General features: G+C 38.1%; 18 protein-coding genes and 1 tRNA gene. 3 read left to right on the top strand and 16 right to left on the bottom strand.

The annotated features are described in order from the left end of the window. Positions 1-204: 204 nt before the first annotated feature. The 12 genes from G6W45_RS07365 to G6W45_RS07310 all read right to left on the bottom strand — a co-directional run bounded on the left by G6W45_RS07365 (position 205) and on the right by G6W45_RS07310 (position 8975). Complete coding sequence (locus G6W45_RS07365; protein WP_194168048.1) at positions 205-1266, bottom strand: tyrosine-type recombinase/integrase; 1062 nt, start codon at positions 1264-1266, stop codon at positions 205-207. 76 nt (positions 1267-1342) lie between these two features. Continuing rightward, complete coding sequence (locus tag G6W45_RS07360; RefSeq protein ID WP_194168047.1) at positions 1343-2203, bottom strand: AMIN domain-containing protein; 861 nt, start codon at positions 2201-2203, stop codon at positions 1343-1345. 5 nt (positions 2204-2208) lie between these two features. Continuing rightward, entirely contained in the window at positions 2209-2499 is a 291-nt protein-coding gene (locus G6W45_RS07355; RefSeq protein WP_054197225.1) for a hypothetical protein, read from the bottom strand. After that, entirely contained in the window at positions 2496-3746 is a 1251-nt protein-coding gene (gene eno, locus G6W45_RS07350; RefSeq protein ID WP_194168046.1) for a phosphopyruvate hydratase, read from the bottom strand. The genes G6W45_RS07355 and eno overlap by 4 nt, the downstream gene beginning before the upstream one ends. Then, positions 3746-4843 carry a recombinase RecA gene (recA, locus tag G6W45_RS07345; protein ID WP_002940852.1) on the bottom strand — a complete coding sequence of 366 codons (1098 nt, stop codon included), beginning with the start codon at positions 4841-4843 and terminating at the stop codon, positions 3746-3748. Before recA ends, eno begins: the two co-directional genes overlap by 1 nt. A gap of 62 nt (positions 4844-4905) precedes the next feature. Next, entirely contained in the window at positions 4906-5394 is a 489-nt protein-coding gene (locus G6W45_RS07340; protein WP_194168045.1) for a hypothetical protein, read from the bottom strand. Positions 5395-5402: 8 nt separating this feature from the next. After that, entirely contained in the window at positions 5403-6200 is a 798-nt protein-coding gene (locus G6W45_RS07335; protein ID WP_194168044.1) for a UDP-N-acetylmuramate dehydrogenase, read from the bottom strand. After that, positions 6197-6466 (bottom strand): flagellar biosynthesis protein FliQ, encoded by a 270-nt coding sequence (gene fliQ / locus G6W45_RS07330; protein WP_223154231.1) that lies wholly within the window; start codon positions 6464-6466, stop codon positions 6197-6199. The genes G6W45_RS07335 and fliQ overlap by 4 nt, the downstream gene beginning before the upstream one ends. After that, positions 6463-7278, bottom strand: a complete 816-nt coding sequence (locus G6W45_RS07325) for a menaquinone biosynthesis family protein (RefSeq protein WP_242039082.1) — start codon at positions 7276-7278, stop codon at positions 6463-6465. Before G6W45_RS07325 ends, fliQ begins: the two co-directional genes overlap by 4 nt. Before the next feature lie 112 nt (positions 7279-7390). After that, positions 7391-7681, bottom strand: a complete 291-nt coding sequence (locus G6W45_RS07320; RefSeq protein ID WP_194168042.1) for a hypothetical protein — start codon at positions 7679-7681, stop codon at positions 7391-7393. Beyond that, positions 7675-7878: a hypothetical protein gene (locus G6W45_RS07315; protein ID WP_194168041.1), complete on the bottom strand. Its 204-nt coding sequence runs from the start codon at positions 7876-7878 to the stop codon at positions 7675-7677. The genes G6W45_RS07320 and G6W45_RS07315 overlap by 7 nt, the downstream gene beginning before the upstream one ends. Positions 7879-7886: 8 nt before the next feature. Then, the gene (locus tag G6W45_RS07310) at positions 7887-8975 is read right to left on the bottom strand and encodes a nicotinate phosphoribosyltransferase (protein WP_194168040.1); all 1089 of its coding nucleotides are present in this window, start codon (positions 8973-8975) and stop codon (positions 7887-7889) included. A 124-nt stretch (positions 8976-9099) separates the two neighbouring features. Between G6W45_RS07310 and modA the strand changes: the two genes are divergently transcribed. Together modA and G6W45_RS07300 are read left to right on the top strand one after the other, a co-directional pair. Beyond that, positions 9100-9798, top strand: coding sequence for a molybdate ABC transporter substrate-binding protein (gene modA, locus G6W45_RS07305; protein ID WP_194168039.1), 699 nt, complete (start codon positions 9100-9102; stop codon positions 9796-9798). Positions 9799-9806: 8 nt separating this feature from the next. Further along, positions 9807-10466: a molybdate ABC transporter permease subunit gene (locus G6W45_RS07300; protein WP_194168038.1), complete on the top strand. Its 660-nt coding sequence runs from the start codon at positions 9807-9809 to the stop codon at positions 10464-10466. 6 nt (positions 10467-10472) lie between these two features. Here G6W45_RS07300 and G6W45_RS07295 read toward each other — a convergent pair. Beyond that, positions 10473-10570, bottom strand: a tRNA-Sec gene (locus tag G6W45_RS07295). A 75-nt stretch (positions 10571-10645) separates the two neighbouring features. Here G6W45_RS07295 and G6W45_RS07290 point away from each other — a divergent pair. Next, on the top strand, positions 10646-11221 hold the full coding sequence (locus G6W45_RS07290) for a BON domain-containing protein (RefSeq protein ID WP_087580773.1): 576 nt from the start codon (positions 10646-10648) through the stop codon (positions 11219-11221). A 7-nt stretch (positions 11222-11228) separates the two neighbouring features. Here the strand turns inward: G6W45_RS07290 and G6W45_RS07285 are convergent, their stop codons facing one another. Genes G6W45_RS07285 through G6W45_RS07275 form a run of 3 tightly spaced genes read right to left on the bottom strand, consistent with a single transcriptional unit; the run spans position 11229 to position 14988 of the window. Next, on the bottom strand, positions 11229-13673 hold the full coding sequence (locus G6W45_RS07285; RefSeq protein WP_194168037.1) for an efflux RND transporter permease subunit: 2445 nt from the start codon (positions 13671-13673) through the stop codon (positions 11229-11231). Further along, on the bottom strand, positions 13673-14275 hold the full coding sequence (locus G6W45_RS07280) for a Tgt2/MlaC family protein (protein WP_194168036.1): 603 nt from the start codon (positions 14273-14275) through the stop codon (positions 13673-13675). Before G6W45_RS07280 ends, G6W45_RS07285 begins: the two co-directional genes overlap by 1 nt. A 2-nt stretch (positions 14276-14277) precedes the next feature. Continuing rightward, positions 14278-14988 carry an MlaA family lipoprotein gene (locus G6W45_RS07275; RefSeq protein WP_194168035.1) on the bottom strand — a complete coding sequence of 237 codons (711 nt, stop codon included), beginning with the start codon at positions 14986-14988 and terminating at the stop codon, positions 14278-14280. Positions 14989-15061: the final 73 nt, after the last annotated feature.

Raw genomic sequence — 15061 nt, 5'->3', positions numbered from 1 at the left:
AGTAGAGTAAAATTTGCTTGCCAAATTTCACTTTTTGTAAGAGCTTTTGACTGGTGGATTGTAAATTTAGATACAGAGCAAGCTTTTAGGCTGCTTGCAAGCTAAAATTTCCTCATATATTTATAGGGTTTCATAGTTAAATAATGTTTTAAATTTTGCATGAGTTAAATTTAGTATTGCTAGTTTGCTTTGGCTTTAAGTGCTCTAGTTTGCTAGATCCTCAGCTACTTTTGCAGCAAGTTTTAGCTTATCGCTATCAAAGTGAGTATAAATTCTTGAGGTATTTAAGCTTGCATGCCCTAGAGCTTCTTGCACTAAAACAAGGTCCTTTTGCTTTTTGTAAAGCATCGTTGCAAAGGTGTGGCGCAACATGTGAGCACCGTTTTTCTCTTTTCTAATACCAGCCTTAAAAAGGATCTGCTCTACTATGCGACTTACGTAGGCTTGCGTCAGTCTGGTACCTTTTTTATTGATAAAAAGATAGCCTTCTTTATTGATGTAGTTTATTGCGATCGCATTTAGATGAGCTTCTATGAGGTGACGTTTTATCATAACGATGCGGTATTTGTTGCCTTTGCCTCGTATCCTAATGATAAAAAGATCGCCATCTTCAGTAATGTCTTTTCGCTTTAAATTTAGAGCCTCACTCACACGAATGCCAGTAAAAATTATCGTTTTTATTATGAGCTTATTGCGATTTGAGTTTTGCTTAAAGTCACTTTCTTCGATCGCATCTAGAAATTTTTTGACCTCATCTTCACCCATAAACTCAGGTAACTTTTGCCCTTTGCTGCCACTAACTCCGCCCCAGTTTTTTAAATTTATATCAAAAACATGAGCCTTGCCATCCTCTTCGTTTTGTTTGTCTAAAAATGCAAAGAAATTTATCACTGAGATGCGGTAATTTTTCTTGCTAGCATCGCTTAGTCCGCCAGTTGTGCTAGCTAATATTTCACTTAACAGCTCTTCATCGATCTGCTTTAGGCTGCTAAGCTCGTAAAATTTCATCGTTTCATATATTTTTTTAAGCGGATTAAAGTAGGTATTTATACCAGTAAGCCCTGCATTTCTCGCACTTTTTACCAAACCATCAAGCTGATCAATGTTCTTTACCTCGCGGCTTAGAGCGAAATTTACACTTGCAAGTGCCTTTGGATCTCGAAGCTCTTTATTCGAAAGTGAGCTAAGTTTAAATTTGACGTAGCGAGTGAGCCAAAATATGAATGAGTTTTCAAAATTATCTTTACAATCAAGTGGATATTTCAAAACAATAACCTTAAATTTTTATTTTGAAAAGTATTATATTTGAAATTTTATAAAATCTACTCTTTTTAAAATTCAACTATAAAAGCTTAAGCAAATATCCATTTTCAGCGGCTTCAAGCTTATATTTATGCATCTTATCAAGTTCTAAAACCACTCTGAAATATCTATCATGCCAGCCTATGATCACATTTTTAAAATATTCATTTTCAAGTTTTAAGCTCTTAGTTTTAAAGCTTCTTGGCGGCTTTGCAAAGTCAAGAACGATCTTATTTTTCTCATAAGCAAAATGCTTTAAATTTTTAGCTTTTGTAGCGATTTTTAGCTCTTTGTCGTTGGCTAGAAAGCTTATAAAACCTAGAAATTTAACATCTTTTCCATTTTTGACACTATCAACGGGTTTTACACTAGGCTCGATCTTTATCTCGACCACCTTTTGTTCAGGCTTTATGGTAGTTTCTTTTGTTTTGTCTGTGCTAAGATCGATTACTACAACATTTGGAGTTGGCATATCTGAAGTTTTATTTCTATCTTTATTTGAAATTTTAGTTTCATTTTTTTCTATTATCACAGGAGTGCTTACTTTTTGACTAGGCATATTTGCCATTGTGACTGAAACATCTAGCTTTTTTGCCACGACTGGTTCTGGATTTTTTACCTTATTTAAAGCAAATTCATCGCTGTAATCGATAGTTTTATTTATATCAGCTAGTCTTTTTTCCTTTATGGTGCCGTCATTTGCTCTATATCTTATGGTGACATCTAGTAAAAGTGCTGCATCGCTTGGAAATTTAAACGAAAGAGAATCAAATCTATCAAATTTTTCTATGATATTTGTTGTCATAACGCTTGTATTTAGCTCGCTAATAGGCATAAATGGGTTCTCTCTAGCAAACACGCTTGCTGCAAATATAGATAAAACTAACCAAATTTTTTTCATCATTCCTACTTTTTATTAAAGTCCGGCTCAAGGCCTTGTAATTCAAAATAATCTTTTTGCAGACGCGCGTTCATTTTTTTTAAAATTTCCACGTCCTCGCTAAGTCTATCTTTTTTACTTTGAAGGCTTAGCATAACATCAAGTGAGCGTTTGCCAAACATCATATTGCCTACGTAAAAAGCAAACATAGCCACACAAATTGTGGCTATGACATATCGTAATGTTGGTCTAATGTATTTTAAAATTTTATGAAATATGCCATCGGTGTTGCCATATTCGTCTAAAATTTCGCTCAAATATTATCCCCCAAAAACTCTCCAGCCTCAAGTTCGATCTCAAGCAAGCGGTTGTATTTTGCGTTACGCTCGCTTCTTGAAGTAGCACCTGTCTTTATCTCGCCAGTATTTAGTGCGACTGCAAAGTCAGCGATGAACGCATCTTCGCTCTCACCGCTTCTGTGGCTCATTATGCAGCGATATCCGTTTCTTTGAGCAAGGCGGACAGTTTGCATGGTTTGTGTGACTGAGCCTATTTGATTTGGCTTGATTAAGATTGCATTTGCGATGTTTTTCTCGATACCTTCGCGTAAAATTTTCTCATTTGTGACAAAAAGATCGTCGCCAACTAGCTGAACCTTGCTGCCAAGCCTTTTTGTAAGCTCAGCCCAGCCACTCCAGTCGTCCTCGCTAAGGCCATCTTCGATAGAGAATATCGGATATTTTTCGCAAAGTTTTTCGTAGTAGCTAATGAGCTCGTCGCTGCTAAATTTCTTGCCCTCAAGCTCGTATTTGCTGTCTTTATAAAGCTCACTTGAAGCGACGTCAAGCGCTAGTTTTATCTGGCTGCCTAGCTCATATCCAGCCTCTTTTACAGCCTGAGAGATAAGCTTTAGTGGCTCTTCGTTGTCTTTTAAATTTGGAGCAAAGCCACCCTCGTCGCCGACAGCCGTGCTGTGGCCGGCTGCGTTTAGGATAGATTTTAGCTTGTGATAAATTTCAGTTGCAGCTCTTAGCGCCTCGCTAAATGTGCTAAAGCCAAATGGCATGATCATAAATTCTTGAAAATCAACGCTATTATTTGCGTGTGCGCCGCCATTTATGATGTTAAACATTGGCACTGGCAAGATACTAGCGTTTGCACCGCCAAGGTAGCGATAGAGTGGGATATTTAGGCTCTTTGCAGCTGCGCGAGCTACTGCCATAGATACGCCAAGGACAGCGTTTGCGCCTAAATTTGAGTAGTTGTGCGTGCCATCAAGCTCAAGCATCTCCGCATCGACTGCTTTTTGGTTGTAAGCATCAAGTCCTATCACTGCTTCTGCGATCTTTTCATTTACGTTTGAAACAGCCTTTAAAACACCTTTGCCAGCGTATCTCTCGTCTTTATCACGAAGCTCTAGCGCCTCACGCTTACCAGTGCTTGCGCCGCTTGGTACGATCGCGCTTGCCTCGGTGCCGTCGCTTAGTCTAACTGTCGCACGAACTGTTGGGTTGCCTCTGCTGTCTAAAACCTCGTGAGCTTCTACATCTTCAATAAATACCATTATTCATCTCCTGCTTCATTTGTGTCGTCGTCTTCGTCTTTTGCGCCGCTGCTTATTAGGTGATCTATCCCCATTGAGCCTTTTATCGCAGCTACTATCTCATCAGAAATTTCTGGGTGCTCTTTTAGGTAGGCTTTGGCGTTTTCTCTGCCTTGACCCAGTTTTTCAGCCTTGTAGCTAAACCATGCGCCTGATTTGTCGATGATGTCGAGCTTTACGCCATAGTCGATGATCTCACCCTCTTTGCTCACACCCTCGCCAAACATGATGTCAAATTCAGCCACTTTAAATGGAGGTGCGACCTTGTTTTTAACCACTTTTGCTTTTGTGCGGTTGCCGATAGGTTCGTCGTTTTGTTTAAGTGTGGCTATCTTTCTAACGTCAATTCTTACAGATGAGTAAAATTTAAGCGCATTACCGCCAGTTGTAGTCTCTGGCGTGCCATATCCCATCATACCGATCTTCATACGAATTTGGTTGATGAAGATAACAGTTGTCTTCATCTTGCTTAAAATTCCAGTTAGCTTTCTAAGCGCCTGACTCATTAGCCTTGCTTGCAGGCCAACGTGCTGATCGCCCATGTCGCCATCTATCTCGCTCTTTGGAGTAAGGGCTGCTACGCTATCAACTACGATAAGATCGATCGCACCGCTTCTAGCAAGCGTCTCAACGATCTCAAGTGCCTGCTCGCCAAAGTCTGGCTGAGAGACGTAAAGGTTGTCGGTATTTACACCTAAATTTGAAGCATATTTTACGTCTAGTGCGTGCTCTGCATCGACAAATGCACAAATTCCGCCAGCTTTTTGTGCTTCAGCGATGATGTGAAGTGTGAGCGTGGTCTTACCAGAGCTCTCTGGTCCGTATATCTCGATGATCCTGCCTTTTGGGACGCCGCCTATGCCAAGAGCCAGATCAAGTCCTAGCGAGCCAGTCGGTATCGACTCGATAGCCTCAACCTCTTTGTCGCCAAGTCTTAAAAGCGTGCCTTTGCCAAAAGCTTTATCGATCTGCTTTAGCGCAAGCTCGAGTGCCTTTTTCTTGTCCGCTTCGCTCTCTGGGATAGCTATCTTTTTGTCACTATCTTTTTCTTTTGCCATTTTTTACCTTATAGTTGAAATTTGGCTTGATTTTATCTAAAAAGAGATGAATTTTACTTGATTTACTCGCAAATTATAATATTTTCGCCAAGCAGTGCAGCGCTATCAATAAGAGCAAAAAGGCGCTCTTTTTCAAACAAAAATCCATAAATTTGATCTTCGTTTTTTAGTATTGCAAGATTTAGTGGCTCTATAAGCGAGCTCGCGCAAAGGTTTAAAAAAGCTTCATCGATATGATTTTGTGAAATTTGGGGTTTGGTTTTGAAATTTTCATCTTTTATAAAAGAGAGAAATTCCTCTTGTGAGGTAGATTTATTAAATTTAAAAATTAGTTTTTCTTTTAAGGCCTCGGCTAAAATTCCATCAAATTTAACTAGATCGATGTAGTTTTGCACACCTAAAATTTGAGCAAAATTTAGCAGATTTTTATCATAATCAGTCATATTTTTCTCATGCTCGCTTTGCGCCTTTTTAGCCCTATAAATGGCATAAAAACCAATCATAATAAACAAAAATGAAAGTGTTAAAACTTCTGCTAAAAACTCACTCATCACTATCCTTATAAAATGCAAACTTCAGTCTTAAGCTCTACGCCAAATTTCTCTAAAACCCTAGCCTTTGCTAAATTTATAAGATTTGTGGCGTCTTCAAAGCTTGCGTGGTTAAAATTTATCAAGAAATTTGCGTGCTCTTCGCTAAATTTCGCTCCGCCGATCACGTATCCCTTTAACCCCACCGCTTCAATCAATGCCCCTGCAAAGTGCCCATCTGGATTAACAAAGCAGCTGCCAAAGCTAGCCCCTTTTGGCTGATTTGCTCTTTTTACACTTATGGTCTCAGAAATGCTCGTATCAAAGCCACTACAAAGCTCAAATTTAGCCCCCAAAATGGCCTCATCTATACCGCTGTGACGGTAGCTAAAGCTTATCTCATCTTTGCCTACCCAGCCACGAGCCAGACGCACATGTGTGAGATTGTCGCTTATGCTAAATTTAAGCAGCCCAGCATTCATTTTTATAAGTCCGCCAAGTGTGCCTGGGATATTTTTTAAAAACTCAAGGCCAGCAATGTTATTTTGCTTGCAGAAGTTATAAATTTTAGCTGATTTTGTTGCAGCACCTATCTCAAGATAAATTTTATCGCCTAAGCGTTCTAAATTTATATAGTCAAAGCTCTTGCCAAGTATCGCCATTTTTGGGGGATTTGGCGAGATGAGTAGATTGTTACCTCCGCCTATCATCACAGCACCCAAGAATTCAGGCGAATTTAGATCATCAAGGCAATTAAGCTCAAAAATTTCATGCACGCCACCTATCCTAACCGAAGTAAATTTAGAAAAATCAACAAACCTCGTCACTGGATAAATTCCGGTATAAAATCAAGCATGCGAGTGGTAAATTCAACCATCATCGAGATCATCCAAGGCATCAAAAATATGATTACAACGACGACTAGCAAAATTTTTGGCACAAAGCTTAGCGTGGTTTCGTTTATCTGCGTGGTCGCTTGAAAAATGGAGATGATAAGACCTGCGATTAGGCCGCTTAGCAGCATCGGAAGGCTGATGTAAAGGGCGATCTTAAAGGTTTCAACTCCAAGCGAGACAAGCGTACTTTGCATCAGCTAAACCTTACTTCGTTGTATTCAGTTGGAATTAAATAGTCGTTTACGTCGATTGGCTTTTCGAAAAAGCCTTTGTCATAGCCTATTTGATAGAGCTTATTTAGCGCTTTTAGCTGCGTTTCGTTCATGCTTATCGACTCGTCATTTGCGTATAAATTTAGATACGTTTTAAGCTCCTCTTTGCCAACTCTGATGAGGTTTCGCTCCATTAGCATGTGAGATAAAAATGGCTTGTGCGAAGTGGCGATCCTAACGGCCTCGCTAAGCACTCTCTCGCATTCAATCGCGTCAGTTATCGGTAGGCTTCGTCTAAGTGCCATGCCGCCAAGTGGAAGCGGTAAATTTTCGCCGTTTAGCTCGCTCCAGATGTCCCAAATTTCACGCTCTACGCAGAGCTGATCGGAGAAATTTAAGATGCTTTCATGTATGAGTACGCCAGCATCGACCTCGCCACTAAGCACAGCATTTTCGATCTCAAGAAAATTTTTATAAACGATCCTTGCCTCTGGGTAGGCTATGCGAAATAGCAGGGCATTTGTCGTGTTTTTGCCAGAGAGCGCGACTTTAAAATTTCGCTTTAGCTGCTTATCTTTTAGCTTGATAAGCTTTGGGCCATATCCATTGCCAAAGCTCACGGCGCAGCGTAAAAGTGCATACTCGTCGCAAATTTTTGGATAGAGTGCAAAGCTGATCGCTGTGGCCTCGTAAGTGCCTTTTAGCGCCTCTTCGTTTAGCGTTTCGATATCAAGCGCCTTTGATGTAAAGGCTAAATTTTTACTGCTAACCCAGCCAAATTTGACCGCGGCATACATGAAAATATCGTCAGCGTCCGGCGAGTGAGCGACGTTTATAGTTTTTAGATTATGCAAAGATGATCCTTTTTTTGATTACGCCATTTTAATGAAATTTATTTAAAATAAAGTTTTAAGGGCGGTTTTTAAACGATTTTACCAGCTTTGCCTCTTTGAAATTTAGCACGTATTTCACGTCTATGGCGTCTTTAGCACCTTTTCTTCGTGCTAGGATCGTTGAGTAAAACGGATGCTTAAGCTCTAACATCTTAAGTAGCTTTTGATCGCTATCTTCTTTTTTTATATTTTCAACGATTATTGTCGTTATAAATTTGCCCTCAAACTCGTAAAATGGCCACACTATTACGCCAGTATCGCTTGTTTTAAAGTCATTGATTTTAGATTTTTTAGGGATATTTAGCATCGAGATGATCTTTTTTCTGCGTTTTGCACCGAGATCACCTTTACAAGCAGGTCTTTTTTGACGCCAAGGCCATTTTGGCTAAAGCGATAAACTCCGTCTTCAAGGATGCCAACCTTTTCAAAAGCGTTAGCATAGTTTGTGGCGGTGCAAGCAGTTAACAAAAGCGACAAAAACATTAAAATTTTTATAAATTTCATCTTTTTTCTTAAAATTTCACTCTTTTTAGTCTATCCGAAGCGAAATTTTTCCTACCAAATTTAGCCTCATCTTTACCGTTTAGCTCGACCAGATCGCCAGTAAAGCCACAAATGTCATTTTTAACAAGATAACTTCCAACGCCATAAGTATCAACTGGTGTGTTATAAGCTTCAAATTCTTTTATAATTTTAGGGCTAAAGCCTGAGCTAACGACGATTTTAACGTATTTAAAACCAGCTTTGTCAAGCGCCTCTCTTAGAGCAAATATAAGCTCCTTGCAAACGCCGTGTGGGTCAAATTTACTCGTGTCTTTGTTCTCAAAATATTTATCTATCAAATTTTTACTAGTATCGACTCTAACCGCGCCAAGCCTCTCTTTTAAGGCATTTGCAGCCTTTAATGCATCTGTGATCACGTCGTTATTATAGTCCACTAAGGCCGTGATCTTCTCATTTCCAAAGGTTTTAGCATAAATTTCTGAGGCTTTTACTATATCTCCACCGCACATTTGAATAAGCGCATGAGGCATGGTACCACCACCTTTTAGCCCTGTAAGCTCGCCCTGAGCGTCAGTAGCGACCTTTTTTATACCGCCAATAAATGAGGCATAGCCGTCACCTGGCTGTGTGCAGATGTCATCTTGTCTATCAGCCATGCTAAAAACCACCTTGCCATTTGCCGCTTTTATCACATCTCTGGAGTTTGTCGCCACGCAGCTTCTTCTAGTAAGCGTCGCGTCGATCACATTTTCTAAAAATCCGAAATTTTCATACTTGCCACTTATCTTTAAAACTGGCTCGTTTGCATTTATGATATCACCATCATCAAGTGCGTAAATCTCAAGCTCGCTTGGATTTTTGGCAAATTTATTGATGATAGCTAAAACCTCGTCAATGCCGCAAAGCACGATATCATCGCGCCTTTGGAAAAACTGCATCGTCACATGTTGATCGGGTAAGTTTTGCTTAATTATCTCATTTACTTTTAGAAAATATTTCGCAGTAAAGTAGCCCTCGCCGATCCTTGGATCTAGCCTAAAAGTCTTATCTGTTAGCCTTTTTATCTTGCCTTGCATCTTTAGCTCAAGTTCGTTCATGTCTGTCCTTTTTTAGCGTGATTATAGCATTTTGGTAGAAAAGTGAAAATTATAAAAATATATTTTAAGAATGTATAAGAGTATATTTTATAAAATCTTGAAATTTTAGTTTTAAAGGAAAAATATGAAAAAGTTCTTACTTTTAATGGTTGCAATTTTTGCATTTGGCAATGAAAATTTGCTAGTAAGTGCGGGCGGCGGATATAAAAAGATAGTCGAAGCAGTCACGCAAAATCTCAAAAAAGATGGCGTAAATATCGACACTTCTTTTGCAAACATCACAGCTATTATGGCTCAGGCAAAAGAGGGCAAAACTGACGTGATCGTAGGCGATGAGGACTTTTTGAAAAAATCTGATCTCAAGATCGCTGAGTATGTAAATTTGGGCTCAGGCGCCTTGGTGCTAGCTACTAAAAAGGGTGTAAAAATTGAAAAAGCTGAAGAGCTAAAAGCGCTTTCTAAGATCGCTATGCCAGACGCAATAAAGACAGTTTATGGTAAAAGAGCAAATGAATTTATGCAAAAAGCAAATTTAAGTGGTGAGCTAAAGGATAAAATTTTAGCAGTTGCTGGCGTGCCACAAGTCGTTACTTATGTATTAAACGGTGAAGTTGATGCTGGGTTCATCAACCAAACTGAAATAAACGCACACAAAGACGAATTTGGTAGTTTTATTTTGATAGACAGAGCGCTTTATACTCCAGCAAACATTGTAGCTGCAAAGCTTGAAGAATGCGATAAAAAGGCTGATTGTGAGAAATTTTTAAATGAGCTAAAAAGTGAAAGATCAAAAGAAATTTACACTAAATTTGGCATAAGATAAGGCGAAATTTGCAAGAGCTCTCTTGGCTGTTTGATCCGCTATTTTTAAGCATAAAGGTCATTTTGTGCCAAGGGGCTTTGCTTATCATTTTTGGGCTGGCTTTGGCTTATTATTTAGCTTTTGGTAAGGCCAAATTTAAAGCTATTTTAGAGATGATCGTAACTTTTCCGCTCATCTTTCCACCCATTGCGACCGGATTTTTACTGCTTTATCTGCTTGGTAAAAATGGCATCGTCGGTAAGGCTTTAAATTTAGAAATTATTTTTAGTTTTAAGGCTCTTGTGTTAGCTGCTTTTATAGCCTCGTTGCCACTATTTGTAAAGCCTGTCGCTTCTGCTCTTGGCTCACTTTCAAAAAGCCTAAGTGAAGCAGCATACAGCCTTGGGAAAGATAAATTTCAAACAGCTATTTTTGTGCTCTTCCCGTGTGTTGCAAAAAGCGTAGCAGCGGCTTTTATCTTAGCGATCTCGCGTGGGCTTGGCGAGGTTGGCATAACACTAATTTTGGGTGGCAATATCATAGGCAAAACAGACACTATTTCGCTTGCCATTTATAATGCCGTATATGATGGTAAAAGTGATGAAGCGCTGATTTTAAGCCTTGTTTTGGTTGTATTAAGCTTTATTTTATTTGGGATTATAAATTTGCTTGATAAAAGTAAAATTTAAAGTGAGTGGCGAGAGGATGAGAGAATCGAACTCCCCACCAGACGGTCAACCGCCCAGTCATCGGGTTTGAAGCCCGTGAGCATCACCAGATTACTTTATCCTCCGTGCGCGTTATTTTAGCAGATTTAGATAAATTTTAGCCCATTTTCTATAAACTTTTTGAAATTACAAAAGGATTTCTGATTTTAAAATTTAGCGTTTTTGCATTTTTGGCTCTATTTTTTTGCTCTTGCTCTTCGGTTCTTTCTCCAGCAACTGCACCACTAAATGTATATGATGCGTACTCTATTTCGCGTGATAAACGTGGTATTTACTCAATCACAAGAGATAAATTTATACAAAGCAAATTGCAAAGCAAAATTTTATTTTCAAAAGGGCTTAGTAATATCGACATCGAGATAGAGGTCTTTTACGGAGATGCCTATCTGATCGGACTTGTTGATAGTAAAGAGCTTGAAGATAAGCTAGTAGAACTAGCCAAAAGTACAGATGGCGTGCGAAAAATTTATACCTATCTTCGTATCAAAAAGCCAGAATATCCATGCGATAGTCTAAAAATTCTCGCAAACTTAAAGCAAAATCTTTTTAAAGATAGTATAGTTGAGGGCACAAATGTGCGTGTTAGCATAGTTGGCTGCGATGTTGTATTTAGCGGCGTAGTTGATAGTATTGAACAAGAAAAACATGCTATTTGGTATGCTAAGCATATTGATGGCGTGGCCGATGTCTACTCGTTCATCAAAGTTATCAAATAAATTTAGCTTAAATATCGCTCTTTTTTACAAAGCTTGCAATGAGGCTTGGTAAGATGATTAGTGCGCCAAGAAGCATAAATACCATAACAAGATCGGTTAGTAAGCCAAAATATATAGTTGGGATAAAGTTGCTGGTTATCATCACACTAAAGCCAAGAAAAATGGTGAATGATGTGTAATACATCGCATATCCGATGCTTGCATGAGCAGCTTTAATACTCTCAAAAACACTTTTTGTAAGCATTTCTTCTTTAAAGCGGTGGATGTAGTGGATGATATCATCAACGCCGATACCTATACTAATGGCTGCGATCGTGATACTCATCACATCAAGCGGAATGCCAAAAAAACCCATCACACCAAAGAGTGTGCAAAGCGGGATTAAATTTGAAACTATCGCAATGGTTGCTAACTTTATACTCCTAAAGATAAAGCAAAATATGACAAAAAGTATAGCGACAGTTAGTCCAAAAGTATCAACTTGTGAGCTAAGTAAATTTTGAAGCATATTGTTATAAAGCACCATCATACCGGCAACTTCTATACTTACATTGTCATTTTTAGTAAGCTGTGCTAGCCCTTCTCTAAGCTCCTTTAGAAATAAATTTCGTCTAAGCTCGGAGTCGCTATCGACGATCCTTATGCTAAATCTAAGCTCATCATCTTCAACGCTTACATAAGGACTTAATAAGATATTTTTATAATTTTGTGGTAATTTCTCATACATCGCAGCTAATAAAAAATCATCACTAGCGCCGTTATTTAGCTCTTTTATGGCTTTTATAAGGGTTGCTAGCGAGCTTACATGTCCGACAAATTTTTGCTCTTTTAGATAATCGTGAATTTTCTCAGCAACCCTTGTGTGATAGCTATTAAACCAGTATTTTGCATCCTTAGCGTTGCTTTCAAACTCATTTTCAAACTCATCTTGCTCAGTATTTTTATCTTGTTTTTGCTCTTTAAATTTCACTATCACATCAACTGGTATCGTGCCACCAAGTTTAGTATCAATGACTTGCATTCCTTGGCGAATTTCTGTGCTTTCTTTAAAGTAGCCAATGAAGCTATTTTCAACCTTTATCTTGCTGATACCATAAATGCCAAAACAGACAACTAGAGCGCAAACTACGTAGATAATCTTTCTTGAGTTTAGAGCTAAATTCGCGCAGTATTTTGTAAATTTAAAGCTATTTTCAAAGGTTCTAATAGGAGCTAATTTTTCTAAATTTACATTTATTGCACCAAATAGCAAAAACGCAAGCACAAGCGAAACGCTAATGCCAGTGCTCATCATAATGCCAAGCATGATAACTGGCTTTATGTCAGCACTCATAAGCGAGCTAAAGCCAATAACCGTGGTAAATATCGCCCAAAAAGATGGAGAGAATTTATCACGAAGCGTTAGATAAATTAGCTGATTTTGGCTATATTTTGGATGCTTTGCGTAAAATTCTCTATAACTAACGACAAGATGAATCACAGTTGAAATGGTAATGATGAGCTGAAGTGCGATGTAGTTTGAGCTAATGACCGTCACTTCCCAGTCAAATATGCCAAAAATTCCGGTCGTAAAAATGGCACTTATGGCACATATAAACATCGGCAAAACTATCCATCTAACCTGTCTGAAAAATAGCCACAAACTAAAGCTAAGAAGAGCAAGTACGCTTAAGCCATAGACCAAAAGATCGCTCTTTATAAAGCCTATCATATCATCGGCGATCATATTTGCACCGCCTAAAAATAGCTCGTCATTTGCGTTAAATTTAGCTATGGTTGCTTTTATAGCCTCAAGGTTTTCGTGATCACTTTTTCTAAGCTCATCTCGGTAGGCTTTAAACTCATAGGCAAGAGCCTCTAGCTTAAGTCGCTCAGCTTGTGTGATAGTGCCGTTTGACTCTTTTTGGCTAAGCAAATTTCTCTCATTTACAAGCTCATTAAATTTCTCATCTTGTTTTAAATTTAGAGCAATTGCTGTGGTTTTTAGATCTTTGCTTATCAAATTTCCGCTGTAAATCGGACTTTTGGCAAACTCAAGCTTTGCTTTTGAAATATTTATATCTTTATCACTTAGCGTTGGAGTATGATCTAAGATGCCCGTAATCCCGCCTTTTACACTATTTAAAAGCGGAATATTTATTATAGAGATGACGCTATTTACCATATCGTTTTTAGCTAGTTCATCGCCTAAATTTTTGATAAGTTCTAAATTTTTAGGTGAAAAAAGATCATCTTTTGGAGTAAAAGCAACCACTAAAAATCCAGGTGAGTCGTAGCGTTTAGCTATCTCTCTATAAGCTTTTAAGTCAGGATCATGCTCAAGTAGTAGCGTTTCAGCTGAAGCATCGACGCTAAGCTTGGTACTAAGATAGCCAAAAACTACGCTTAAAGCTAAAATTAGAGCAATAATAAGCTTGTTTTTAGCAATGATAAATTTAAAAATTTGTCGCATTAAGGGTTAGTTTTATTTTGATCAGGCAAAACAGCTTCGTTTAGCTTTTGTAAAAGAGTATTGAAATCAGCGTTATTTAGCACATCACCAAACTGACTTCTGTATGTTTGAATGATGCTTACACCAACGATATCAAGGTCATAAATGAGCCAGCCATGCTCTTTTGCGTCATAAAATTTATAGACAAATTCGTAGCTCTTTCCGTCATTTACAAGCTCAGATGTTAGCCAGTACCTATTTTTTTGTGGTTCACTCTCGCCAGTTATACGTATCTCTTGATCTTTATACCCTAAAAGTTTATCTATGTATGAGCTTTTTAGTTTTTGCTCAAATGCTGCGTCAAATTTAGCCTGCTCATCGCTACTTAGGCTATTGTAACGTTTACCAAGGCTTATCTTTGCCATTTGTTTATAGTCAAAAAATGGATCAAGAAGAGCAAAAATTTCTTTTGTCTTCGCATTATTGTCTAAATTTGTATCTTTTAAAATTTCAATAACCTTTGTTGTTTTCATCTCTACTTCAGGCTTGATCTGCTCTTTCGAAATAGCAAAAAGGCTAGTTGTAAAAAGTAAAATCATAGTTAAAATTTTTAAAATTTTCATATTTACTCCTTGATAAGCTTGTCGCGTCTTTGCTCGTAAGCATCGCGTAAAAATGGATAAAGATCAATAGCATCTTTTCTTAGTTTTTCATAAGCAGTTGGATCTTGTGAAAAGCTATTAAACGCTCTATATGACTTGATACCAGTTGATAAAAGTATAGGATCAACGTAGCTAATAGGATCAGCAAAATAATCTCCGACCATGCCACCAGTATCTCTTAAATTTGATGGTCCAATAAGTGGCCAAACGATATGAAAACCACCGCCAAGCCCCCAATATCCAAGCGTTTGTCCAAAATCTTCATCGTGAGGCTTAAGATTGTAGTATTTTGCTCCGTCTGTTAGTCCGCCAAAGCCTATTATCGTATTTGCTAAAAATCTTAATGTCTCTTCACCAGCATTTCGAAATTTAAACTGAAGTAAGTTGTTTACAAAGCGAACTGGGAAAAGCAGATTATCAAAGAAATTTGAAACCATTGTTCTAGCTGTTTTTGGCACAACATAGGCATAGCCTTTTGCCACCGGAGTTAGCATATTTACATAGATAAAGTCATTTGCATGTGTCATCATTCTATTGTAGCCACTAAGTGGGTCAAAAACATCTTTTCTTGCTTCAAATTCAACATCAAATTCATCACTTTCGCTATTCGTATTTATGTCCGTATTAGCACAGGCTAAAAGCAAACTAAAAAAGATAGAAAGCAAAAATTTCATACTAAGCCTTATTTTTATTTATAAAATGTAGCTCGATTTTATCTTTTAAAAACTTTACAAGAAATTAAGAGAA

This window comes from Campylobacter concisus (assembly GCF_015229955.1).
In the GTDB taxonomy this organism is placed as follows: domain Bacteria; phylum Campylobacterota; class Campylobacteria; order Campylobacterales; family Campylobacteraceae; genus Campylobacter_A; species Campylobacter_A concisus_AT.
Note: the sequence above shows the minus strand (reverse complement) of the source record. Positions and strands in the feature narration are given on the sequence as shown.